Annotated in this window: 25 protein-coding genes; 4 read left to right on the top strand and 21 right to left on the bottom strand. The window is 63.4% G+C overall.

From position 1 onward, the window contains the following. Positions 1–4: 4 nt before the first annotated feature. From murA to AC07P1_RS07950, 12 genes are all read right to left on the bottom strand, one after another. Positions 5–1,255: a UDP-N-acetylglucosamine 1-carboxyvinyltransferase gene (gene murA / locus AC07P1_RS08005; protein ID WP_494695265.1), complete on the bottom strand. Its 1,251-nt coding sequence runs from the start codon at positions 1,253–1,255 to the stop codon at positions 5–7. Between the two features lie 2 nt (positions 1,256–1,257). Then, positions 1,258–1,494 (bottom strand): BolA family protein, encoded by a 237-nt coding sequence (locus AC07P1_RS08000; protein WP_090324494.1) that lies wholly within the window; start codon positions 1,492–1,494, stop codon positions 1,258–1,260. A gap of 23 nt (positions 1,495–1,517) precedes the next feature. Continuing rightward, positions 1,518–2,285, bottom strand: coding sequence for an ABC transporter permease (locus AC07P1_RS07995; RefSeq protein WP_494695264.1), 768 nt, complete (start codon positions 2,283–2,285; stop codon positions 1,518–1,520). Beyond that, entirely contained in the window at positions 2,282–3,196 is a 915-nt protein-coding gene (locus tag AC07P1_RS07990) for an ABC transporter ATP-binding protein (protein ID WP_494695263.1), read from the bottom strand. Before AC07P1_RS07990 ends, AC07P1_RS07995 begins: the two co-directional genes overlap by 4 nt. 200 nt (positions 3,197–3,396) lie before the next feature. Beyond that, entirely contained in the window at positions 3,397–3,741 is a 345-nt protein-coding gene (locus tag AC07P1_RS07985; RefSeq protein ID WP_494695262.1) for an STAS domain-containing protein, read from the bottom strand. A 33-nt stretch (positions 3,742–3,774) separates the two neighbouring features. Then, the gene (locus AC07P1_RS07980) at positions 3,775–4,416 is read right to left on the bottom strand and encodes an MlaC/ttg2D family ABC transporter substrate-binding protein (RefSeq protein ID WP_494695261.1); all 642 of its coding nucleotides are present in this window, start codon (positions 4,414–4,416) and stop codon (positions 3,775–3,777) included. 30 nt (positions 4,417–4,446) lie between these two features. Continuing rightward, positions 4,447–5,343, bottom strand: a complete 897-nt coding sequence (locus AC07P1_RS07975; protein ID WP_494695260.1) for an MlaA family lipoprotein — start codon at positions 5,341–5,343, stop codon at positions 4,447–4,449. Beyond that, positions 5,344–5,814, bottom strand: coding sequence for an outer membrane lipid asymmetry maintenance protein MlaD (gene mlaD / locus AC07P1_RS07970; RefSeq protein ID WP_090324479.1), 471 nt, complete (start codon positions 5,812–5,814; stop codon positions 5,344–5,346). Between the two features lie 42 nt (positions 5,815–5,856). After that, on the bottom strand, positions 5,857–6,642 hold the full coding sequence (gene mlaE / locus AC07P1_RS07965) for a lipid asymmetry maintenance ABC transporter permease subunit MlaE (RefSeq protein WP_494695259.1): 786 nt from the start codon (positions 6,640–6,642) through the stop codon (positions 5,857–5,859). Further along, on the bottom strand, positions 6,639–7,442 hold the full coding sequence (locus AC07P1_RS07960; protein ID WP_315216027.1) for an ABC transporter ATP-binding protein: 804 nt from the start codon (positions 7,440–7,442) through the stop codon (positions 6,639–6,641). Before AC07P1_RS07960 ends, mlaE begins: the two co-directional genes overlap by 4 nt. 295 nt (positions 7,443–7,737) lie before the next feature. Continuing rightward, positions 7,738–8,475, bottom strand: a complete 738-nt coding sequence (locus AC07P1_RS07955; protein WP_494695258.1) for an SDR family oxidoreductase — start codon at positions 8,473–8,475, stop codon at positions 7,738–7,740. 343 nt (positions 8,476–8,818) lie between these two features. After that, positions 8,819–9,772: a LysR family transcriptional regulator gene (locus tag AC07P1_RS07950; RefSeq protein ID WP_494695257.1), complete on the bottom strand. Its 954-nt coding sequence runs from the start codon at positions 9,770–9,772 to the stop codon at positions 8,819–8,821. 110 nt (positions 9,773–9,882) lie between these two features. On the opposite strand from AC07P1_RS07950, the gene AC07P1_RS07945 reads away from it, so the two are divergent. Genes AC07P1_RS07945 through AC07P1_RS07930 form a run of 4 tightly spaced genes read left to right on the top strand, consistent with a single transcriptional unit; the run spans position 9,883 to position 12,719 of the window. After that, entirely contained in the window at positions 9,883–10,182 is a 300-nt protein-coding gene (locus AC07P1_RS07945; RefSeq protein ID WP_315216019.1) for a superoxide dismutase, read from the top strand. 12 nt (positions 10,183–10,194) lie between these two features. Beyond that, on the top strand, positions 10,195–10,890 hold the full coding sequence (locus AC07P1_RS07940) for a type 1 glutamine amidotransferase domain-containing protein (RefSeq protein ID WP_494695256.1): 696 nt from the start codon (positions 10,195–10,197) through the stop codon (positions 10,888–10,890). Between the two features lie 21 nt (positions 10,891–10,911). Continuing rightward, positions 10,912–11,943 carry an amidohydrolase family protein gene (locus AC07P1_RS07935; RefSeq protein WP_494695255.1) on the top strand — a complete coding sequence of 344 codons (1,032 nt, stop codon included), beginning with the start codon at positions 10,912–10,914 and terminating at the stop codon, positions 11,941–11,943. A 20-nt stretch (positions 11,944–11,963) separates the two neighbouring features. Further along, a complete protein-coding gene (locus AC07P1_RS07930; RefSeq protein ID WP_494695254.1) occupies positions 11,964–12,719 on the top strand; it encodes a putative quinol monooxygenase in 756 nt (251 codons plus the stop codon). Between the two features lie 72 nt (positions 12,720–12,791). Here AC07P1_RS07930 and AC07P1_RS07925 read toward each other — a convergent pair whose 3' ends face one another. From AC07P1_RS07925 to AC07P1_RS07885, 9 genes are all read right to left on the bottom strand, one after another. Next, positions 12,792–14,255, bottom strand: a complete 1,464-nt coding sequence (locus AC07P1_RS07925; protein WP_494695253.1) for a glutamate synthase subunit beta — start codon at positions 14,253–14,255, stop codon at positions 12,792–12,794. Positions 14,256–14,296: 41 nt separating this feature from the next. Beyond that, complete coding sequence (locus tag AC07P1_RS07920) at positions 14,297–19,021, bottom strand: glutamate synthase-related protein (RefSeq protein ID WP_494695252.1); 4,725 nt, start codon at positions 19,019–19,021, stop codon at positions 14,297–14,299. Between the two features lie 194 nt (positions 19,022–19,215). After that, a complete protein-coding gene (locus tag AC07P1_RS07915; protein ID WP_494695251.1) occupies positions 19,216–19,917 on the bottom strand; it encodes an REP-associated tyrosine transposase in 702 nt (233 codons plus the stop codon). A gap of 188 nt (positions 19,918–20,105) precedes the next feature. Next, positions 20,106–21,701: a methyl-accepting chemotaxis protein gene (locus tag AC07P1_RS07910; RefSeq protein WP_494695250.1), complete on the bottom strand. Its 1,596-nt coding sequence runs from the start codon at positions 21,699–21,701 to the stop codon at positions 20,106–20,108. Between the two features lie 304 nt (positions 21,702–22,005). Beyond that, the gene (locus tag AC07P1_RS07905) at positions 22,006–22,272 is read right to left on the bottom strand and encodes a hypothetical protein (protein ID WP_494695249.1); all 267 of its coding nucleotides are present in this window, start codon (positions 22,270–22,272) and stop codon (positions 22,006–22,008) included. A gap of 375 nt (positions 22,273–22,647) precedes the next feature. Then, a complete protein-coding gene (locus AC07P1_RS07900; RefSeq protein ID WP_494695248.1) occupies positions 22,648–22,872 on the bottom strand; it encodes a hypothetical protein in 225 nt (74 codons plus the stop codon). Beyond that, entirely contained in the window at positions 22,853–22,933 is an 81-nt protein-coding gene (locus AC07P1_RS07895; RefSeq protein WP_494695375.1) for a hypothetical protein, read from the bottom strand. The genes AC07P1_RS07900 and AC07P1_RS07895 overlap by 20 nt, the downstream gene beginning before the upstream one ends. Continuing rightward, positions 22,930–23,136, bottom strand: a complete 207-nt coding sequence (locus tag AC07P1_RS07890) for a hypothetical protein (protein WP_494695379.1) — start codon at positions 23,134–23,136, stop codon at positions 22,930–22,932. The genes AC07P1_RS07895 and AC07P1_RS07890 overlap by 4 nt, the downstream gene beginning before the upstream one ends. 259 nt (positions 23,137–23,395) lie before the next feature. Continuing rightward, positions 23,396–24,076 carry a response regulator transcription factor gene (locus tag AC07P1_RS07885; RefSeq protein WP_494695247.1) on the bottom strand — a complete coding sequence of 227 codons (681 nt, stop codon included), beginning with the start codon at positions 24,074–24,076 and terminating at the stop codon, positions 23,396–23,398. Between the last annotated feature and the right edge of the window lie 29 nt (positions 24,077–24,105).

The following is a 24,105-nucleotide window of genomic DNA, read 5'->3' as shown; positions in this document are numbered from 1 at the left end:
CGGGTTACTTGATGCGTTTAATGTTGGCGCCGACGGCGGACAGCTTCACTTCCATCTGGTCGTAGCCGCGATCGAGGTGGTAGATGCGATCGATCAGCGTCTCGCCGCGCGCGGCCAGCGCCGCGATCACCAGCGAGGCCGAGGCGCGCAAGTCGGTCGCCATCACCGGCGCGCCGACCAGCTGCGCGACGCCCTTGATGAAGGCGGTGTTGCCGTCGGTCTCGATGGACGCGCCCAGGCGGTTCATCTCCTGCACGTGCATGAAGCGGTTCTCGAAAATGGTCTCGGTCACGCGGCTGGCGCCGGTGGCGATGGTGTTGACCGCCATGAACTGCGCCTGCATATCGGTCGGGAAGCCGGGGTATTCGGTGGTGCGGAAGGTGACAGGCTCCGGGCGCTGGTCCATTTGCGCGCGGATCCAGTTGTCGCCGATGGTCATCTTCAGGCCGACTTCGCGCAGCTTGTCGAGCGCCGCGTCCAGGATGTCGACGCGGGTGTTGCGGATCGTGATGTCGCCACCGGTGGCCGCGACGGCGCACAGGAAGGTCGCCGCCTCGATGCGGTCGGAGATGACGGCGTGTTTTGCGCCATGCAGCTCGGCCACGCCCTGGATCACCAGGCGGTCGGTGCCGATGCCTTCGATCTTGGCGCCCATGGCCACCAGCAGGTTGGCCAGGTCGGTCACTTCCGGCTCGCGCGCGGCGTTTTCCAGGATCGTCTCGCCTTCGGCCAGGGTCGCGGCCATCAGCAGGTTCTCGGTGCCGGTCACGGTGATCATGTCGGTGACGATGCGCGCGCCCTTGAGCTTTGCGCACTTGGCGTAGATGTAGCCGGCGTCGATGGTGATTTCGGCGCCCAGCGCCTGCAGCCCCTTGATGTGCTGGTCGACGGGACGCGAACCGATCGCGCAGCCGCCCGGCAGCGAGACCTTGGCCTCGCCGAAGCGTGCCAGCAATGGGCCGAGCACCAGGATCGAGGCGCGCATGGTTTTCACCAGCTCATACGGCGCTTCCAGCTTGTCGATCGCGGAGCCGTTGAGGGTGACGGCGTCGCCATCCTGCTTGACCTGCAAACCGGTTTCCTTGAGCAGCTTGAGCATCGTGGCGACATCGTGCAGGTGCGGCACGTTGGTCAGTTCCAGATCGCCGGCGGTCAACAGGCCCGCGCACAGGATGGGCAGCGCCGCGTTCTTGGCGCCGGAGATGTTGATGTCGCCGTGCAGGCGGTTGCCGCCTTGGATGAGGAGCTTGTCCATGCTTATCCTTTGTATTCTTCAGGGGTGAGGGTTTTCATCGACAGCGCGTGGATCTCTTCGCGCATGCGGTCGCCCAGCGCGGCGTAGACGATCTGGTGGCGCTGGATCGGACGCTTGCCGGCGAACGCCGGGGAGACGATGACGGCCTGGAAGTGCTGGCCGTCGCCCTCCACTTCGAGGTGGGTGCATTCGAGGCCGGCCGAGATGTAGCCGTGGATCAGTTCTGGAGTGGTGGTCATGATGAATCCTTAAATAACGACGCTTAGTGGCGTAAACGATAGCCGCTGCGCAGAAGACGAATGGCGGCCAACGACAGCACCACCAGGAAGGCCGAGACGATGGCAAGGCTGGTCCATGGATTGGTGTCGGACTGGCCGAAGAAACCGTAGCGGAAGCCGTCGATCATGTAGAAGAACGGGTTCAGGTGCGACACCGTCAGCCAGAACGGCGGCAGCGAGTGGATCGAGTAGAACACGCCGGACAGGAACGTCAGCGGCATGATCAGGAAGTTCTGGAACGCGGCCAACTGGTCGAACTTCTCGGCCCAGATGCCGGCGATCAGGCCCATGGTGCCGAGGATGGCGGCGCCCAGCAGCGCGAACACAATGATCCACAGCGGCGCGGTGAATGACATGTGGGCGAAGTAGGCGGTGGCGGCGAACACGCCGCAGCCGACCACGATACCGCGCACCATCGCCGCCAACACGTAGGCGGAGAAGATCTCCCAGTGCGACAGGGGCGTGAGCAGCACGAACACCAGGTTGCCGGTGATCTTGGACTGGATCAGCGACGACGACGAGTTGGCGAAGGCGTTCTGCAAAACGCTCATCATCACCAGGCCGGGGATCAGGAACGAGGTGTAACTGACGCCTTCATACACCTGCACACGCCCTTCGAGCACGTGGCCGAAGATCAACAGGTACAGCATAGCGGTCAGGATCGGTGCGGCGACGGTCTGCGTGGCCACCTTCCAGAAGCGCAGGGTCTCCTTGTAAACCAGGGTGCGGAAGCCGCTTGAGATGAAGTTCATACGGTTCCCTTGTCCATGATCTGCAGGAAGATGTCTTCCAGGTCGGCCTGTTGCAGCTGCATGTCGTCGATGACGGCGCCGGACTCGCGCAGGCGCGCCAGGATGGCCTCGACCTCCGAATACTCGTTGATGCGCAGGCTGTATTTACGTCCGTGCTCGGAAGCTTCCGGGTGCGTGACCAGGTGCTGCAAATCGGCCGGCAGCTCGCCCCGCGCCATGTTGACGATCAGCTGCGAACCGGAGATGCGGCGGATCAGCGCCGCCATCGTGTCCAGCGCGACGACCTTGCCGCTTTTGAGCATGGCCACGCGCTTGCACATCGCTTGCGCCTCTTCCAGGTAGTGGGTGGTCAGCACCACGGTGTGGCCCTCGCGGTTCAGGCGCGAGATGAACTTCCACAAGGTCTGGCGCAGTTCGACGTCGACGCCGGCGGTCGGCTCGTCGAGCACGATGACGGGCGGCTTGTGCACCAGCGCCTGCGCCACCAGCACGCGGCGCTTCATGCCGCCCGACAGCGCGCGCATATTGGTGTCGGCCTTGTTGGTCAGGTCGAGGTTGTGCATCACCTCGTCGATCCAGGCGTCGTTGTTGGGCAGGCCGAAGTAACCCGACTGCAGGCGCAGCGTTTCGCGCACGGTGAAGAACGGGTCGAACACCAGCTCCTGCGGCACCACGCCGAGCTTGCGGCGCGCCTCGCGGAAGTCGCCGGTGACGTCATGGCCGTGGATCGACACCTTGCCGGCGTCGGGCCGGATCAAGCCGGCGATGATGGAAATCAGCGTGGTTTTGCCGGCGCCGTTGGGGCCCAGCAGGCCGAAGAACTCCCCCTCCTCGATCGAGAGGGAGACGCCGCCCAGTGCCTGGAGCGACTTGTAGCGCTTCTCGACATTCGTTATTTGGATCGCTGTCATGCTTGACTTATCAGTTGTGTGCGGCGGCGTGGACCGGCGCGGGATGCGTATTGATGCCTAACGGCGGAAGGTAGACCAGGCGCCACGGCTCTTAGGCGGTGGCAACGTTCAATTATATTGGAAATCTGGTTCGGCAGAGCCGGATGGGCAATAACCGGGGGTAACTCAGGGAGACAGCGGGCGGCGGGGTGGGGCGGGGGTCAATGATGGTGGTGCAGGTCGGCAGGCACGTCGGCCTGGCCGGCGCAGGCTTGCGCGGGATCGCTTTGCTCGGGGAAGACCAGCGCGCAGACGCCGTACAGCTTGGTCAAGCTTTGCAGCGCAGGCGGCAGGTTCTTCAGTTCCAGCTTGACGCCGGCCTCGCTGGCGGCGCGTTGCCAAGCCAGCAAGACCGAAACGGCCACCGAATCGACCGTCAACACGTGGCGCAAATCGAACACCGTCTGGCCGGCCTTGATGGCGGCCAGGCCGCGTTCCAGCGCCGCGGTGGCGTTGAGCACGGTCAGGGACGTGAGCGATTGCAGGTTGTCGGTCGGTTCGGACATGGTCGTTATCTTAGGAAAAACGTCGCGGAGACGTTATTTTGCCGTAGTTTTCAAAGGTTTGCTGGCCAGCGACTGGTTTTTCGCGGTCAGGGTCTTGATCAGGCCGTCGATGCCGCCCTTGCTGATCTCCGACGCGAACGTGCCCTTGTAGGTCTCGACCAGCCAGGCGCCCATGACGTTGATGTCATAGATCTTCCAGCCGGCGGCGCCCTTGGCGACGCGATAGTTCAGCGTGATCGGCTCGCCGCGGGTCATGTTGACCTTCGAGCGCACTTCCACCTCGGTGTCCGACGGGTCGGCGCGCAGCGGCTGGAAGTCCACGGTTTCGTTCTTGATCTGCGACAGCGCGCCCGAGTAGGTGTAGATCAGCAGGGTGCGGAACTGCTCCGACAGCTGCTTTTTCTGCTCGGGGGTGGCGTCGCGCCAGAAACGGCCGGCCGCCAGCGAGGTCATGCGGTCCGAGTCGACGTACGGCAGGATCTTGGTCTCGACCAGCTGCATGACTTTCTTGGTGTCGCCGGCCTGGATCGCCTTATCGGTCTTGGCGGTCTCGATGACGTCCTGGCTGATGCGCTTGACCAGCGCGTCCGGCGCTTCGTTGGCGGGACCGGCGGCGTGGGCGTTGAAGGCCAGCGAGACGGTGGCGATGGCTAACAGTTGTTTGAACAATTTCATCTTTTATCTACCTATGTGGGTTCTTCGGGGTCACAGGCTGGCGTCGCTCGCAGCCGGCGTACCGGATGTTAACTCCTTGGGCGCCGATTCGGATGACACGGTTGCGGAATTTTCCGCAGACTTCGTCTCGGCGGGGGCCGGCGCGGCCGCCTGCGGCGTCACCGGCGCGGCCGGCGCGGCGTCGGGCTTGGCCGCCGGGGCGCCCTCGTCGGCCGGATCCTGCTTCTTGGAACTATTCGGGTTGCCGTCCGGATGGATCAGGCTCTCGCGGCGCTGCAGGTAGCCGTCGCGGATGAACTCGTAGCGGTCCAGCGCGGCGTCTTCCAGCATGCTGGTGGCGTCGAGCAGGCTGGCGCGGGTGTCGACCAGGTTGACGCCGGTGCCGATGTTACGCAGGTAGACCGGGGTTTTGTACGACCAGATGTTGCCGGCGAAATCGGCCGGCAGCGCCACGGTGTCGCGCACCGTCGACGGCCCCAGCAGCGGCAGCATCAGGTAGGGACCGGACGACACGCCCCAGGTGCCCAGCGTCTGGCCGAAGTCTTCCTTGTGCTTTTGCAGGCCCGCCTCGGAGGCGATGTCGAACAGGCCCAGGATGCCCAGGGTCGAGTTCAGCGCGAAGCGGGTGACGTCGGTCATGCCGGCCTCGCCCTTGCCTTGCAGCAGGTTGTTGACGGCGGTCCAGGCGTCGCCCAGGTTGCCGAAGAAGTTGCCGACGCCGGTTTGCACGAACGACGGCGTAACGTCGCGGTACACGGTCGCAACGGGCTTCAACGCGTAGGTGTCGACGGTGTCGTTGAACGAGAACACGGCGCGGTTGTAGCTCTCGTACGGATCGCGCGGGTTGGGACCGGCGCAGCCGGCCAGCATCACGGTGACGCCCAGCGCCAGCGCGGCCTGACGGAAGTGTTTCGGGGTGCTAGACATTTATTCTTCCTTTTTTCCTTCGGCGGCCTTGCTGTAGATGAACTGATTGATCAGGTCTTCCAGCACGGCGGCCGATTGGGTTCGTGCGATTTTGTCTCCGGCGGCGAGATTATTCGTGTCGCCGCCGGCCTCGATGCCTACGTATTGCTCGCCCAGCAGACCGGCCGTCAGAATTTTGGCGGAACTGTCCTTAGGGAATTTATAACCTTCTTCCATATTCAAGGTTACCAGCGCCTGGTAACTCTTGTCATCAAACTTGATCTCGCCCACGCGGCCGATCACCACGCCCGACGCCTTGACCGCCGCCTGCGGACGCAGGCTGCCGATGTTGTCGAACTTGGCCGTGATCGGATAGGTCTTGCCAAAGGACATGGAACCCATGTTGCCGGCTTTCAGCGCCAGGAACATCAGCGCGGCCACGCCGATGACGATGAACAGACCGACCCAGACATCCAGTGATTTACGTTGCATAGCTATCCTCGCGTAATACTACTAAGTATTCTTTATAATGTTTTATTTGCTGAACATCAAAGCGGTCAGCATGAAATCGAGCCACCAGATCATCAGCGATGAAATCACGACCGTGCGGGTGGTGGCGCGCGCCACGTCTTCCGGCGTCGGCTGGGTCTGATAACCCTGGTACAGCGCGATAAAGGTGATGGCGATGCCGAACACCACGCTCTTAACGAAGCCGTTGAAGATATCCTTCCAAATATCGACGCCGCCCTGCATCTGCGACCAGAAGGCGCCCTCGTCGACCCCGATCAGCTTGACGCCGACCAGCCAGCCGCCCATGACGCCGACGGCGCTGAACACCGACGCCAACAGCGGCACCGAGATCACGCCGGCCCAGAAACGGGGCGCGAGCACGCGCTGGATCGGGTTGACGGCCATCATTTCCATCGCCGACAACTGCTCGCCCGCCTTCATCAGGCCGATTTCCGCCGTCAGCGAGGTGCCGGCGCGGCCGGCGAACAGCAGCGCGGTGATGACCGGCCCCAGCTCTCGCGTCAGGCCCAGGGCCACCAGCAGGCCGAGCGACTGCTCGGCGCCGTATTTATTCAGTGTGTAATATCCCTGCAGGCCCAGCACCATGCCGACGAACAGGCCGGACAGGGTGATGATCAGCATCGAATAGTTGCCGATGAAGTGCAGTTGCTCGATCAGCAGGCGCGGGCGGCGCAGCAGGCCGGGCGACAAGCCCAGCATATTAAGGAACAGGCGCGCGCCGTAACCGATGCTTTCGATGTAGTCGCGCAGCGGCGCGCCCAGCTGGGACAACCAATTTCTTACAGTCATGCTTTCCCCCCCAGGCCCAGATCATCGGCCAGGGACTTGCCTGGATAGTGGAACGGCACCGGGCCGTCCGCTTCGGCGTTGACGAACTGGTGCACGTACGGATCGGTCGACACCATCATGTCGGCCGGCGTGCCGTGCGCGACGATCTTGCCCTGCGACAGGAAGTAGACGTAGTCGGCGATGGCGAAGCATTCCTTGACGTCGTGCGACACCAGCACCGTGGTCGAGCCGAGCGCGGTGTTGAGGTTGCGGATCAGGTTGGCGGTCACGCCCATCGAGATCGGGTCGAGACCGGCGAACGGCTCGTCGTACAGGATCAGTTCGGGGTCGAGCGCGATCGAGCGCGCCAGCGCGACGCGGCGCGCCATGCCGCCGGAGATCTCGGCCGGCTTCAGTTTGGCGGCGTTGCGCAGCCCGACCGCGTGCAGCTTCATCAATACCAGGTTGCGGATCAGCTCTTCGGGCAGATCGGTGTGCTCGCGCAGCGGGAAGGCGACGTTTTCAAAGACGGTAAGGTCGGTGAATAGCGCGCCATGCTGGAACAGCATGCCCATTTTGCGCCGCAGCAGATACAATCCGGCGGTATTCAACTTGTGCACAACCTGGCCCTGGACTTTCACCTGGCCTTTTTGCGGGCGGATCTGGCCGCCGATCAGTCGCAATACCGTCGTCTTGCCGCTGCCCGAACCGCCCATCACTGCGATCACTTTCCCGCGCGGGAAATCCATCTGGAGGCCCGACAGAATCGAGCGCTTTCCATAGGAAAAGTGTAAATCACGGATTTCGACAAGATTAGGCACGACTGAACTCATTATTTTTAATGCCGTATTGTAGTGCAGAAAGGTTAATCTCTGCTGGAGACGGCCCGATTCCGGGCCGTTGGCGCTCTGGTGCGTGGCAGATAATACAACACTACTGAATCTCAAGTCAGCAATTTACACCAAGCATGAAATGTTACATTGCTGCGGCGCGGTAGCCAGTGTGCGGGCAAAACTCTTACCGGATTCTGACTGGCGCCGGATAAATAACCGTGCGGACAGGCACATTGGCCGCGATGTAGGCGCATCCCGGCCGGGCCGGGCTGAACAGAACCGTTCAGCCGCCGTTCATGCGCTCGAACAACGCCTCGCCCATCTTGCGCGAGCCCGCCGACAGGCCGACCAGCACCTCGTCGCGCCCGTCCTCCAACTGGAGCAGCGCCTCCGTGGCGAACGCTTCCGGCGACATCATCGGCTGGCCGCTGGCGGCGCCACTGCGCGTTCCCCCGCCCAGGCCGGTGTCGACGATGGGCGGCGCCATCTCCACCACGCGCACCCCGGTGCTTTTGAGCTGGTGGCGCAAGGTGAGCGTAAACGAATGCATGGCCGCCTTGGTGGCGCAATAGATGGGGATGTCGGCCAGCGGCGCGAACGCCAGGCCCGAGCTGACGTTGACGATCGCCGCCGTCGGCTGCCGCAACAGCAGCGGCAGCAGCTCCCCGACCAGCCGCACCGGCGCGGTGAAGTTGGTCGCCACCTCCTGTTCCAGATGGTCGAACGCGCCGGCCTCTTGATAGTTCCGGCGGTATTGCACGCCGGCGTTGTTGATCACCACGTTCAGTGCGGGATGGTTGGCGCCCAGCCAGTCCACCATCGCCCGGCGGCTGGCGTCGTCGGTGATGTCGCAGACGCGGGTGATCAGGGCCGGCACTTGCGCCTGCGCCTGGCGCAGCGACTCTTCGCCGCGTCCGCAGATGATGACCCGGTTGCCGCGCTCGGCGAGTTGGCGCGCCAGCGCGAAGCCGATGCCGGCGGCGGCGCCGGTGATGAGTATGGTGTTAGATGTCAGATGCATGTCGGGGCTCCTTCTTTGGTTGTAAACGGGAAGGTGTGCCGACGAAGACGAGGGTTTTCCGCGGGCACACCTGTACCACCGGCAAGCCGGTGCAGGTGTCGCGGATACCCTGTTGGGAAAAGCAGCCGCCCCGGGGGAGGGACGGTGACCGGGCTACCATCGGGTCTGCGCTCTTTCGACGGAGAAAATGGTAGCACGCCGCCTCCCGCGCGGCAAGCCGCCCGCCGCCACAAAAAAACCGCAGGGGTCAGTGCCGACATTCGGACACGAACTAATGCTTAGGAGGTCGGCTGTCTTTCTACGGCTCGGCTTGTGTCCGAATGTCGGCACTGACCCCGGGGGGTTACAGGGCGGCAGGAAGCTGCTCGACCAGCGCGTCGATCGCCAGCCGCAGGCGCAGCGGCATGTGCGACGTGCCGGGCCAGACGGCATAGCAATCCATCGTCGCGCTTGGCAGGTCGTCGAGCACGCCCACCAGGCGGCCGTCGCGCAGGCGCTCGCGCACCAGCCATTCGGGCAGCCAGGCCAGGCCCAGCCCGGCGGTGGCGGCGTCCGCGATCGCCTCCAGGTCGTCGAGCTGCAGGCGCGAGGAGAGCGGCGTGTCGACGATGCGCCCGCTGGCGTCGGCCAACTGCCAGACGTTGATGCGGTCGCCGCGCCGGTACTGCAGGATGCTGTGCGCGGCCAGCGCGGCCGTGTCGCGCGGCACGCCGCGGGCGGCCAGGTAGGCCGGCGACGCGCACACGCGCTTGCGCTGCACCACCAGCTTGCGCGCGCGCAGCCCGTCGCTGTCGGCACCCAGCACGCCGCTGCGGATGGCGAGGTCGAAGCCTTCGGCCAGCACGTCCACCGGGCGGTCGCTAAAACTCAGGTACAGGTCCAGCGCCGGGTGCCGGCGCGCCAACTCCAGCAGGATGGGCGCCACGCAATGGCGGCCGAACAGCACAGGCATCGACACGCGCAGCCGGCCCGCCACCTCGCGCCGGCCGGACAGCATCTGCGCCTCGGCCGCCCGCATCGCCGCCAGCGCGCGCAGGCAGTGCTCGTGGTAGATCTGGCCATCCTCGGTCAGGCTTTGCACCCGCGCGGCGCGGTGGAACAGGCGCGCGCCCAGCCGCGCCTCGAGCCGCGCCATCGCCTTCCCTACCGCCGAGCGCGTCAAGCCCAAGTGCTCGGCGGCACGCGCCAGCCCGCCCAGGCGCACCACCTCGACGAACACGGTGATGCCGTCGAGGCGCTCCTGGCCCGCCGGCAGCGCGTCCAGTTGAATCATCGGGGAATTTAATTCTTCTTTCATCGGAATTTATCTCTACCAAGGATCGTATTTTTCTACTTTAGCATAGCGCCTAGCCGTCGCGGCGGTGTTCCCGGCCGCCGGCCTCTTTCTGCTGATCAAGGAGCCACACCATGAAACTGCTTTGCCTCGACATCCCCCAGCCCGGCGCCACGATGGAAAAATACCAACCGCACATGCTCGACGAGGCGCGCCACGCCTGGCAGCTCTACAAGAGTGGCGTCGTGCGCGACATGTATTTCCGCCAGGACCGTCCTGGTGTGGCCATCATCGCCGAATGCGAGTCGGTCGAAGCGGCCCGGCAGGCGCTGCGCGAATTCCCGCTCGCCAAAGCCGGACTGATCGACTGGGACGTCATCCCGCTCGGTCCCTTCCTCAACTGGGAAATGCTGTTCGCACCCGCTAACGCTTAATCAAGGAACCCCATGGCCACCAACGCAAGCGACATCAAGCCCGTCCTGTTCGTCGTCAGCAGCAATGCCGTCAAGGGCGCGACCGGCATCCCCACCGGCTACAACCTGGCCGAAGTCACGCACCCGCTGGAAAAACTACAGGCTGCCGGCATCGCGGTGGAGTTCGCCTCGCCGAAAGGCGGCGACGCCCCGCTCGACGGCCTCGAGGACATGAGCGACCCGGTCATCGCGCGTTACTGGGCCGACGCCGATTTCCGCCACGCCATTTCGCACACGCTGCCGCTGGACGACATCGATCCGGCGCGCTATTCGGCCATCTTCTTCGCCGGCGGCCACGGCACGATGTGGGACTTCCCGGACAACGCGGCCGCGCAAAACGCCATCCGCGCGATCGACGCGGCCGGCGGCATCGTCTCGGCCGTCTGCCACGGACCGGCGGCGCTGGTCAACGCCCGCCGCGCCGACGGCACTCTGCTGGTGGCCGGCAAGCGCCTAGCCGCCTTCACCGACGACGAAGAGGAGGAGGTGCAGTCGACCCACGTCGTGCCGTTCCTGCTGGCGAGCACCCTCACCGAACGCGGCGCGCACCATCAGAACGCCGCCAACTGGGCCGACAACGTGGTCGTCGACGGCCGCCTGATTACGGGTCAAAATCCGCAATCGGCCGCCAGCCTGGGCGTGGCGCTGCGCGACGCCTTGTTGACGTAACGCGACAACCTGGAGGGCGCGATGAAACTGATCTGTGTTGAAGAGCATGTACTCGATCCGGCCATCGGCGCCGCCACGCAACAACTGGCCCTGGCGCAGGCGCCCTATCTGCCGGACTGGGGCAGCCGGGTGACCGACGGCGTGCACGTGGCCCACCCCGGCCGGCCGCACGTCATCGCCGCCAGCGACTCGACCCGCAAGGGGCTGGAGATGGGCGCGGCGCGCCTGGCCGACATGGACGGCGCCGGCATCACCATGCAGGTGCTGTCCTATGGCGGCTTTCCGCAGCTGTTGCCCGACGCGCAGTCGATCGATCTGAACCGCGCCGCCAACGACCGGCTGGCCCAGGCCGCGCAAGCGCACCCGACGCGCTTCGCCGGCTTCGCCACGTTGCCGTGGCAGGCGCCGGAGGCGGCGGCGCGCGAGCTGGAGCGGGCCGTCAAGCAGCTCGGCCTGAAGGGCGCGCTGATCAACGGCCGCCCCGGCGACGGCTTCCTCGACGACCCGCGCTACGCGCCCATCCTCGCCGCCTTCGACGAACTGAAGGTGCCGTTGTACGTCCATCCCGGCCTGCCGCTGCCGGCGGTCCAGGCGCCCTACTACGGCGGCTTCGAGCGCGAACTCGGCGCGCGGCTGGCGATGTTCGCCTGGGGCTGGCACAACGAGGCCGGCATCCAGGTCGTGCGCATGCTGCTCGCCGGCGCGTTCGACCGCCACCCGGGACTGCAGGTGATCAGCGGCCACTGGGGCGAAATGGTGCCGTTCTTCCTGCAACGGCTGGAAGACTCGATTCCGCAGGAAGCTTCCGGCCTCGCGCGGCCGATCGCACAAACCTATCGTGAACACGTCCACGTCTCGCCCAGCGGCATGCTGACGATGCCGCACTTCCAGTTCATTCATGCGATGATGGGGGCGGAGCGCATCCTGTACTCGATCGACTATCCTTATCAAAGCCTGGACGGGGCGCGCGATTTCATCGAGCGCCTGCCGGTGAGCGACGCGGACAAGGCGCTGATCGCCCACGGCAACGCCGAGCGACTGCTGGGGCTGTGATCCGATTGAGAGGAGCGTCCATGACGCAAGCAATGGAAGACCGAGCCGCCATGGCAAGATCGGTCAGGCGGCGCACATGCGTGTTCTGCATCGCGGCGGCCGCTCTGCTTCCCGCCGGTCCGATGGCGGTCGCCGGGAACACCCCTGATGCGAAGGAGAACCCCGTGCCCCACATCCGCTGGTCGGAGCTGCAGATCGACCCGGCCCAACTGGATCGCTTCGCGGTGCAGGCGAATGAAAATATCCGCCAAACGCGGCGCACGGAGCCGGGAGTCACCGCGTTTTACTCGGCCGCCGAAAAAGATCGGCCGGATCGCGTGCGCGTGCTGGAGATTTATGCCGATGCCGACGCCTATCAGAACCATCTGCACACACCACACTTTCAAAAATTTCATTCCGCCACAAGCCGGATGGTGGTCGAGCACAAACTTTTTGAAGCCGTTCCCGTGAAGCTCGGCGCCAAGCCGGGGTTGCCGCCGGCAGGCGTTCAGGTGCGCATCGCCGAGCTGGTCATCGATCCGGCAAAGCTCGACGCCTACAAGGCGGCTGTGGTTGAAGAGATCGACGCTTCGATCCGCGTCGAACCGGGCGTCTTCGCGATCTACGCGGTGGCCTTGAAAGACCAGCCGAATCACCTGCGGTTCTTCGAAATCTACGCCGACGAGCAGGCCTACCAGCACCACCGCGCGACGCCGCACTTCCAAAAATACGTCAACGCGACGCAAAGCGCGATCACGGCGCGGCGCCTTATCGAAACCGTGCCAACCGGAAAATAAAAAAACCGGGCAGCGAGCGGGGATCACCCACTCGCTCCCGGCTGGGAAGCAAACCGTTCCGCTGCCTACAGATTAACGTGGCAGGTCGGAATAGCCCATCAGGAACTCGTCGACCGCGCGCGCGCATTGGCGGCCTTCGCGGATCGCCCACACCACCAGCGACTGGCCACGGCGCACGTCGCCGGCGGCAAACACTTTAGGCGCGGAAGTCTTGTAGCAACCCTCGCCATCGGTGGTGGCCTTGGCGTTGCCGCGCGCATCCTTGTCGATGCCGAACGCGTCAAGCACGTTGGCGACCGGCGACACGAAGCCCATCGCCAGCAGCACCAGGTCGGCCTTCATTTCGAATTCCGAGTTCGGCACTTCGGCCATCTTGCCGTCTTTCCACTCGACGCGGCAGGCGATCAACTTCTCGACCTTGCCGCCCTTGCCTTCCAGGCGCTTGGTGGCGACCGCCCAATCACGCTCGCAACCTTCCTCGTGCGACGACGAGGTGCGCAGCTTGGTCGGCCAGTACGGCCACACCAGCGGCTTGTTTTCTTGTTCCGGTGGCATGGGCATCAGTTCGAACTGGGTCACCGAGGCGGCGCCGTGGCGGTTCGAGGTGCCGACGCAGTCGGAACCGGTGTCGCCGCCGCCGATGACGACCACGTGCTTGCCGGTGGCCTTCAACTGGTCCTTGACCTTGTCGCCGGCGTTGACCTTGTTTTGCAGCGGCAGGAAGTCCATCGCGAAATGCACGCCCTTCAGCTCACGACCCGGCACCGGCAGGTCGCGCGGCTGTTCGGCGCCGCCGGCCAGGATGACCGCGTCGTATTCTTTTTCCAGGTCTTCCGGGAAAATGGTTTCCTTGGCCCAGTTATTGACGTTGGCCGGGAAGTCCTTGCCCACCAACACGCTGGTGCGGAACACGACGCCTTCGGCTTCCATCTGCTTGATACGGCGGTCGATATGCGACTTTTCCATCTTGAAGTCTGGAATGCCATAGCGCAGCAGGCCGCCGACGCGGTCGCTTTTCTCGAATACGGTGACGGCGTGGCCGGCGCGCGCCAGCTGCTGCGCCGCCGCCAGGCCGGCCGGTCCGGAACCGACCACGGCCACTTTCTTGCCGGTCTGTTCGGCCGCAGGCTGCGGCACGACCCAGCCGTGTTCCCAGCCTTCGTCGATGATCTTGTGCTCGATCGACTTGATGCCGACCGGATCATTGTTGATGCCCAGGGTACAGGCCGACTCGCACGGCGCCGGGCAGATGCGGCCGGTGAATTCCGGGAAGTTGTTGGTCGAATGCAGCGTGTCGAGCGCTTCGCGGTAGTTGCCGCGATAAACCAGATCGTTCCAGTCCGGGATGATGTTGTTGACCGGGCAGCCCGTGTTGCAGAACGGGATGCCGCAATCCATGCAGCGCGCGCCCTGCACCTTGGCCTGCTCGTTGGTCAGGGGGATGACGAACTCGGCGTAGTTCTTCAAACGCGCCGCTGGTGGCAGATAGCCCTCGTCCTGGCGCTGGAATTCCATGAAACCGGTGATTTTACCCACGATAAATCCTTAAATATGTTCGGTCAGAGGTCGACTGCGGCTCAGGCGGCGATCGGCTGGACGGTGGCGGCTTCGTTCGCCACGTCCTCGGCCATCTCGGCCAGGGCGCGTTTGTATTCGCTTGGGAATACCTTGACGAACTTGCTGCGGCCATCGGCCCAGTTGTCCAGCAACAGACGGGCGCGCGTGCTCCCGGTGTGCTTGAAGTGACGCTCGATCAAGCGCTTCAGGATCACCTCGTCCGCTTCCGCGCCGTTGTCCTTGTGCTGGATGTGCCATGTGGCCTTGTCCGCTTCCTGCTGCTTGGCGGTCAGCACCGGCTCCAGGGTCACCATCGCGGTGTTGCAGCGCGATTCGAAATCGCCGTCCGGGTCGTACACGTAGGCGATGCCGCCCGACATGCCAGCCGCGAAGTTGCGTCCGGTGCAGCCCAGCACGACGACGGTGCCGCCGGTCATGTATTCGCAACCGTGGTCGCCGGTGCCCTCGACGATCGCCGTGGCGCCCGAGTTGCGCACCGCGAAACGCTCGCCGGCCACGCCGTTGAAGAAGGCTTCGCCGCTGATCGCGCCGTACAGCACCGTGTTACCGATGATGATGTTGTTGACGGCCCAGCCGCGGAACTCGGTGTTCGGACGCACGATGATGCGGCCGCCCGACAAGCCCTTGCCGACGTAATCGTTGCCTTCGCCCACCAGGTCGATCGTGATGCCGTGCGCCAGGAAGGCGCAGGCCGATTGACCCGCCGTGCCTTGCAGCTGGATGTGGATGGTGTCGTCCGGCAAACCGGCGTGGCCGTAGCGCTTGGCCACTTCGCCCGACAGCATGGTGCCGACGGTGCGGTTGACGTTGCGCACCGGCGAGATGAACGAGACGCGCTCGCCCTTCTCCAGCGCGGCCTTGGCTTGCGCGATCAGCTTGTGGTCGAGCGCCTTGTCGAGGCCGTGATCCTGCTCCATCGTGTGATAGATCGAATGGCCGTCCTGCACTTCCGGCTGGTAGAAGATGGCGCTGAAGTCCAGGCCCTTGGCCTTCCAGTGCGTGATCGCCTTCGATTTGTCCAGCAGGTCGACGCGGCCGATCAGCTCGTCATAGGTGCGGATGCCCAGTTGCGCCATCAGCTGGCGGGCTTCCTCGGCGACGAAGAAGAAGTAGTTGACCACGTATTCCGGCTTGCCGGAGAACTTGGCGCGCAGCACAGGGTCCTGCGTGGCGACGCCGACCGGGCAGGTGTTCAGGTGGCATTTGCGCATCATGATGCAACCCTCGACCACCAGCGGCGCGGTGGCGAAGCCGATTTCATCGGCGCCCAGCATGGCGGCGATGACGACGTCGCGGCCGGTGCGCATCTGGCCGTCGGCCTGGACGCGGATGCGGCTGCGCAGGCCGTTCAAGACCAGCGTTTGCTGCGTTTCGGCCAGGCCCAGCTCCCACGGCGTGCCGGCGTGCTTGACCGACGACAATGGCGAAGCGCCCGTGCCGCCGTCATGGCCGGCGACCACGACGTGGTCGGCCTTGGCCTTGGTGACGCCGGCGGCGACGGTGCCGATGCCCACTTCCGACACCAGCTTGACCGAGATCGAGGCGCGCGGGTTGGCGTTCTTCAGATCGTGGATCAGCTGCGCCAAGTCTTCGATCGAATAGATGTCGTGGTGTGGCGGCGGCGAGATCAGCCCCACGCCCGGCACCGAGAAGCGCAGCGTGGCGATGTATTCCGACACTTTATGGCCGGGCAGCTGGCCGCCTTCGCCAGGCTTGGCGCCCTGGGCCATCTTGATCTGGATCTGGTCGGCCGAGTTCAGGTAGGCGGCGGTGACGCCGAAACGGCCCGAAGCCACCTGCTTGATGCGCGAGCGCAGCGAATCGCCTTCCTGCAATGGAATGTCGACCACCATCTGCTCTTTGCCCATGACCGAGGCCATGGTCTCGCCCTGCTTGATCTTGATGCCTTTCAGCTCCATCGTGTAGCGCGATGGATCCTCGCCGCCTTCGCCGGTGTTGGACTTGCCGCCGATGCGGTTCATCGCCACGGCCAGGGTCGCATGCGCCTCGGTCGAGATCGAACCCATCGACATCGCGCCGGTGGCGAAACGCTTGACTATTTCCTTGGCCGGCTCGACTTCCTCCAGCGGGATCGCCTTGGTCGGGTCCAGCTTGAACTCGAACAGGCCGCGCAAGGTCAGGTGGCGCTTGCTCTGGTCGTTGATGATCTGCGCGTACTCTTTATAGCTGGAGAAGTTGTTGCTGCGGGTCGAATGCTGCAGCTTCGCGATCGCGTCCGGGGTCCACAGGTGGTCCTCGCCGCGCACGCGGAAGGCGTACTCGCCGCCGGCGTCCAGATGGTTGGCCAGCACCGGATCGTCGCCGAAGGCCAGGTTGTGCAGGCGCAGCGCCTCCTCGGCCACTTCGAACACGCCGATACCTTCGACGTTCGAGGCGGTGCCCTTGAAGTACTTGTCGACCAGCGACTTGTTCAAGCCGACGGCTTCGAAGATCTGCGCGCCGCAGTACGACATATAAGTGGAGATGCCCATCTTCGACATCACCTTCATCAAGCCCTTGCCGATGGCCTTGGTGTAGTTGTAGACGGCCTTGTCGCCGGACATGTCGCCCGGCATGCCGTGCGCCAGCTCGACCAGGGTTTCCATCGCCAGGTACGGGTGGATCGCTTCGGCGCCGTAGCCTGCCAGCAGCGCGAAGTGGTGGGTCTCGCGGGCCGAACCGGTTTCGACGACCAGGCCGGTCGAGGCGCGCAGGCCCTTGCTGACCAGGTGTTGATGCACGGTCGATGTGGCCAGAAGCGCGGGGATGGCGACACGATCGACGCCGATCGAGCGGTCCGAGACGATCAGGATGTTGTGGCCGGACTTGACGGCGTCGACCGCTTCCGCGCACAGCGAGGCCAGGCAGGCTTCAATGCCTTCCTTACCCCAGCTCAGCGGGTAGCAGATGCTCAGCTCGTACGACTTGAACTTGCCGCCGGTGTGCAGGCTGATGCCGCGCAGACGGGCCATGTCGTCGAAGCCCAGGATCGGCTGCGACACTTCGAGGCGCATCGGCGGGTTGACGTTGTTGGTGTCCAGCAGGTTCGGTTTCGGGCCGATGAACGACACCAGCGACATCACCATCGCTTCGCGGATCGGGTCGATCGGCGGGTTGGTCACCTGGGCGAACAGCTGCTTGAAGTAGTTGTACAGCGGCTTGAGCTTGTTGGACATGACGGCCAGCGGCGAGTCGTTGCCCATCGAGCCGGTCGCCTCTTCGCCGGCGGCGGCCATCGGCGCCATCAGGAACTTCAGGTCTTCCTGGGTGTAGCCGAACGCCTGCTGGCGGTCCAGCACGGAAGCGACGGCTTTTTCGCCCGGCGCGGCGCTGTACTTGACGCGGTTGTGCGCCAGCTGGCTTTCGCTCAGCTTGATCTCGTTGAGCTTGATGCGCACGGCGTTGATCCACGCCTTGTACGGCTTGGCGTTGGCGTAGGTGTCTTTGAGCTCTTTATCGTCGATGATGCGGCCCGCTTCCAGGTCGATCAGGAACATCTTGCCCGGCTGCAAACGCCATTTCTGGATGATTTTCGACTCGGGAATCGGCAACACGCCCGATTCCGACGCCATCACCACCAGATCGTCGTCGGTGACGATGTAACGCGCCGGACGCAAACCGTTGCGGTCCAGGGTGCCGCCGATGTAGCGGCCGTCGGTGAAGGCCATGGCCGCCGGGCCATCCCATGGTTCCATCATCGCGGCGTGATATTCGTAGAACGCACGGCGATTGTCGTCCATCGTGCCGTGATTCTCCCAGGCTTCCGGGATCATCATCATCATCGCCTGGGCGATCGGATAGCCCGCCATCAGCAGCAGTTCGAGCGCGTTGTCGAAGCAGGCGGTGTCCGACTGGCCTTCATAGATCAGCGGGAACAGTTTCTGCAGGTCTTCGCCCAGCACGGCCGACTTCATCACGCCTTCGCGCGCGCGCATCCAGTTGAAGTTGCCTTTGACGGTGTTGATCTCGCCGTTGTGGGCGATCAGGCGGTACGGGTGGGCCAGCGGCCATTCCGGGAAGGTGTTGGTCGAGAAACGCTGGTGCACCAACGCCAGCGCCGACACGCAGCGCGCGTCCTGCAAGTCCTTGTAGTACACGCCGACCTGGTCGGCCAGCAGCAGGCCTTTATAGACGATGGTGCGGGCGGACATCGAGGCGACGAAGAATTCCTTACCGTGCAGCAACTTGAGCGCCTGGATGGCGTGGCCGGACGATTTGCGGATCACATACAGCTTGCGTTCCAGCGCGTCGGTCACCATGATGTCGGCGCCGCGGCCGATGAAGATTTGGCGAATGACCGGCTCTTTGGCACGCACGGTCGGCGACATCGGCATGTCGCAATCGACCGGCACGTTGCGCCAGCCCAGCACGACCTGGCCCTCGGCGCGCACCGAGCGCTCGATTTCCTGTTCACAGGCGATGCGGGATGCGTTTTCCTTCGGCAGGAACACCATGCCGACGCCGTATTCGCCCGGAGGCGGCAGTTCCACGCCTTGCTTGGCCATCTCGTCGCGGTAGTACTGGTCCGGGATCTGGATCAGGATACCGGCACCGTCGCCCATCAGCGCATCGGCGCCGACGGCGCCCCGGTGATCGAGGTTCTTCAGGATCAGCAGACCCTGTTCGACGATGGAGTGGCTTTTATTTCCCTTGATGTGGGCGACGAATCCGACGCCGCAGGCATCGTGTTCATTGGAAGGATCGTACAGACCTTGGGCTTTCATGTGGCTTCTCCGCTGGCAATTAGGCTAATGGAAACTAGAGTAGTGCAATGCAGCGTAAAAGACAACCATAACAAATAGGGTCGGAGTCGAATTAAATTTTTTGAAGTTGCTAAAAATTTTAATTAGGGACAGAGTGAAACCGCATAAAGAAAAACCGCAGGAACGTCAGCTTCCTGCGGTTTGGCCGAATTAGCTCAGGCGAAGTCGGTCTTGATTTTGAAGGGACGGCCCCGTTTCGCCGGCAGGACCTGGCGCTTGACCTTGTTCTGTAATGCCGTCTTGAACTGGTCCGACCCCAGCGGCCAGCCCTTGAGCAGCGCCTTGCTGATCGAGGCGATCTGCTCGTCCGTCAGCGGCGGCTCGCTCATGGCGGTGTATGCCGCCTCGCGCTGGAAAGGCGTATTGCCAAGCGCCCAGAACTGCGCGTGGTCGACCACCAGGCCGTCCGAGCGGATGCCGGCGTGATGACAATAGCTGGACCAGGGATAGTCCTCGGCGCGGCTGACCATGCCGTTGCGGACCGGGTTGAACTCGATATAACGGCTGCACAGCATGAAATATTCGTCCGCGTCGATCAGCGAGGTTTTGTAGCGTCCGTTCCACAAAGTTCCACTGCGGCTATATTTCTGGTTGAAGTAGGGGACGTAATAGCGGCCGATCCACTGCATCATCTGCCCCAGGCCGTTTTCGTCCGACGGCGTGACCAGCAAATGCAGGTGGTTGGGCATCAGGACGTAGGCGTGGACCGCTACCTTGTGATTCTTGGCGGCGGTGCGCAGCCAGCCGTGGAAAGCCTGGTAATCCTCGGCATCATGGAAGATCAGCTGGTCGTTATTGCCGGTCTGGATGACGTGGTGCGGCTGGGAGGGGACGATCAGGCGGGGGAGACGGGCCATATTAGTTGAATGTAGAGCCGCCCGAGATACACGTAGGGCGGATTAGGCGGAACGCCGTAATCCGCCATGGATGAGCCGCTGGCGGCGCATGGCGGATTACGCTGCGCTAATCCGCCCTACGTGTTTCCTAAGTTAATCAGGCGACGGTGGGCGAAGCGCAGATTCTACACCACTCTGTCCCCGATTATTCACGCGCGCAGCAAAAGCGGCGCGACTCTGTCCCTGTTTTTACCGCCGGGGCGGGACAGCTGGAACACGCTGACCACCTTGGCCAGCGCGCCGCTCTGCTCCTCCAGCGCCGCCGACGCCGCAGCCGCCTCCTCCACCAGCGCCGCGTTCTGCTGCGTGACCTGGTCCATCTGCGCGATGGCGCGGTTGATCTGCTCGATACCGGCCGTCTGCTCCACGCTGGCGCTGGTGATTTCACCGATGATATCGGTCACGCGGCCGACGTTGGCGACGATCTCGCGCATCGTGGTGCCGGCCTCGGCCACCAGCTTGGCGCCGGTCTCCACCTTGTTGACCGAATCGCTGATCAGGGTTTTGATTTCCTTGGCCGCCGCCGCGCTGCGCTGGGCCAGGTTGCGCACCTCGGACGCCACCACCGCGAAACCGCGTCCCTGCTCGCCGGCGCGCGCCGCCTCGACCGCCGCGTTCAAGGCCAGGATGTTGGTCTGGAAGGCGATGCCGTCGATGACGGCGATGATATCGACGATCTTGTGCGCCGACGCGTTGATCTCCGACATGGTGTCGACCACCTGCCCGACCACGTTGCCGCCCTTGACGGCCACCTCGGACGCCGACAGCGCCAGCGTGTGCGCCTGGCGCGAGTTGTCGCCGTTCTGCTTGACGGTGGCGGTCAGCTCCTCCATCGACGACGCCGTCTGCTGCAGCGAGCTGGCCTGCTGCTCGGTGCGCGCCGACAGGTCCAGGTTGCCATGGGCGATCTCGCCGGAGGCGGTGGCGATGGTGTCGGTGCCGCTGCGCACCTGGCCGACGATGTCGACCAGGCTGGCGTTCATGTCCTTCAGCGCCTGCAGCAGCAGGCCGGTCTCGTCCTTGCCACGGACATCGATCTTGCTGCTCAAGTCGCCGGCCGCCACGGTTTGCGCCACCGCCACCGCCTGGTGGATCGGGCGCGTGATCGACACCCCGATCACATAGGCGAACCAGGCGCCCAGCGCCAGCGCGCCGGCCGCCAGCGCCAGCAGGAAGTGCTGGCCGGAGCGGTACTGTTTCTGCACGTCGGCGGCCAGCTCGCGGCCGACGTCGGCCTCGTACTTGCCGATCTTGGCCACGCTGCTTAAATACGCGGCGAACTGCGGCTCGAGCCGGTCGTCGGCCAAGCGGCGGGCGGCCTCGATGTCGCCGCTCTTCTTCAGTTTGAACATGGCGTCGCGGCTGGCCGCGTAATCCTTGCGCACCGAGGCGACGGCGGCGAGCAGCGCCTTTTCCTCGTCGCTGACGAGCATCGGTTCGAGTTGTTTCTGGATGGCGTTGACGCGCGCCCGCGTGGCGGCGGCTTTCTCGGTGATCGCGGGGGACTCGGCCGTCTCGGTGTTGCGGGCGAAGGCCAGCACGCCGATGCCGCTGATGCCGATCTGGTTGTGCCACTCGGCCGTCAAGCGCTCCTTGACGCTGGCGCTGCCGACCATTTCCTCGGTCAGGTCGCCGACCGACTGCAGGCGCCAGATGCCGGCCATGGCCATGCCAACGATGAGCAGCATGACCAGCCCGAAGCCGCCAGCCAGCCGCACCCCTATTTTCAAATCGGTGAAACGCATCGCAGTACTCCTCAAAAAAACAGCGGTTGAGGAGTCATACTACGATGACGATGCCCTACGGAAACTCACAAATTCTCACAATGCACTGAGCGAGATCAAATAAACAGTTTTGATCAGGACAGCTTGAAGCCGGCGAACTGTTTTGATCAGGACAGATTAAAAGCTGGCCGAGACGCCGTAGCACCGGTCTCGGATTTCATATTCCACCAAAGCGAAAAAATTATCTCAATATTAACACTCAAAGCGGATTTAACCTCCACGATCAACACCGCCATGCTCTATCTGCTAAGACGACTCATCGGACTCACGTCTTTTTCTTGACTCTTGACAAAACTCCGATCCAGAAAAAGATCACAGCGCAGACAATGTAAAATGCGACAAAACCATAAAATGGCCCAGGTTGTTGCGCCAATTTATAAATAGACGATCCAGCGCCACGCGACTCTACGACAACCTCGCCCAGCATGATCGCGTAACCAGCGTAAACTCCTGTAGCGATACCGCCCAAAATACAAAGCCATGAAACAAACCACATTGCTCGATCAAAAATAGTTGTCTTGACGTTGTTCATCAAACTCTCTCCTAAAGACCAGCATTCTTTCAATAGTCTTTTGGGTCGAACCCACGGCCGCGTCTGATGCGACTTTACCCACCGCCTGACCCGTAGTTTCTCCCATATTCACGGTAGCGCCAAAATTAGCTGAGGTCCGTGTCGTGTCGGCGAGGTGGGAGTTAACCCCGCCACTGCTGCTTAACCGTCCAAGCATGCTAGCTGCAGCATTGTCAACTTTAGCACCGATCACTGCACCTACTGCTCCCCCGATTGCACCAGATACAGCTTTGGCACAACTAATGCTATTCCCACTTGCGCCATCCGTAGCTGCAGAACTGAGCGCCCCGGCGCCAGCGCCGACGGCCGCGGTCCGAGCAATAGCTTGGGCCGCAGTTATTGTCCTTGGATTGCCTGCTGCGCCAACTTCCCACCAATTCCACCAGTAAGGCCGGCGCCTGCTCCAGAAAAAGCTGCACCTTTATAGTCGATCGAGCTCCACGATTTATTTTCTATGAAGTGCTGCGCGCCCACATCAATCGCAAAGCCGATTCCGAACCCAACAGCGAGCTGAATGAAACGGCCATCAGGATCAACATACTTATACGGTTGTATTCGCATAAGCATATCGATTAAAGCCCCCGCCCGTATTTGAGTCCGTCAGCACCGGATCGGTGCTCATAAACCGCCCCGCCAGCGGATCATAATACCGCTGCTCATGTACACCAGCCACGTGTCGGCATCGTTTACGTGGCCGGTGAAGCCGATGGTGGTCGGCACCGTGCCGCCGGCCGTGCGGCCGTACGGCTCAGAGTGGGTGCGGCTGGTCACCGTCCTGGCCGCGTGGGTGCGGGCGACGGAGCTGCTCAGGGCGTCCGTGTGCACGAAGGCCGCGCCTGCGGCGATGACGTTTCGATTCTGGTGCAGGAGGCAACTTGCAAGAAGATACTTATTTTTTGCATTGTTACGTTTGGAGAGAAAGCACGCGCCGTGTCCGTGCTAGTAACTTGCAAATTGCCCGTTACGGACACATCGGTAAGTTGTACCGTTGCGGCACCTGCGGAGCGCGCATAAGAACCGCAGGGCGACTTACGGTGGGCTGTCAATGTTACCGGCATAAGCGGCACCATCAACATCCGTTTTATCAGGACAGATTGAAGCTGGCCGAGAGACTGTAGCCTTCGCCATAGGCGCTGCGCAGCGGCAGATCCTGGCCCAGCCCGGTGCGCGCCTTTTTGCGCAGGCGATACACCAGCATGTCGACGCGGCGGCCGGCGTCCGGATCGTCGCCGCCGATGCCGGCAACGATGACCTGGCGCGGCACCGGCCGGGTGTTAATCGTCAGCAGATGCAGGAAATTGCATTCCTTTTCCGTCAGGGTGATGGCCATGCCCTGCAGTTCGAGCTGGCGGGCGCTCACCCGCAAGGTCCACTTGCTCGGCAGCGGAATGGTTTCCTGCGGACCGACGCGGCGGTCGAGCGCCTCGATGTGCGCGGCCAGCTCGGGGAATTTGATCGGCTTGGTCAGGTAGTGGTCGGCGCCGAGGCGCAAACCGAGGATGCGGTTGTCGAAGGCGACGCGGCCGGTGAGCACCAGCAGGCCGATCTGCGGGTAAAGCTGGCGCATGCGCGGTATGACGTTGAAGCCGTCCTCATCGGGCAAGCCCAGGTCCAGCACCACCACTCCCACGTTTCCCTGGCTTAGGGCCGTCCACATATCGCTGGCGTTGTTAGTGATGTGCACTTCGTGTTGTAGCTCAATCAGGAACTCCGCCATTTCTTCGGCGTAGTCCAGATTGTCTTCCACGATAAGTATTTGCGTCATTGATGCGCCATTTGATCGATTGTTGAGCG

This window comes from Duganella sp. GW821-FHT07F09 (genome assembly GCF_059418705.1).
This window is presented reverse-complemented; position numbering and strand designations above follow the sequence as displayed.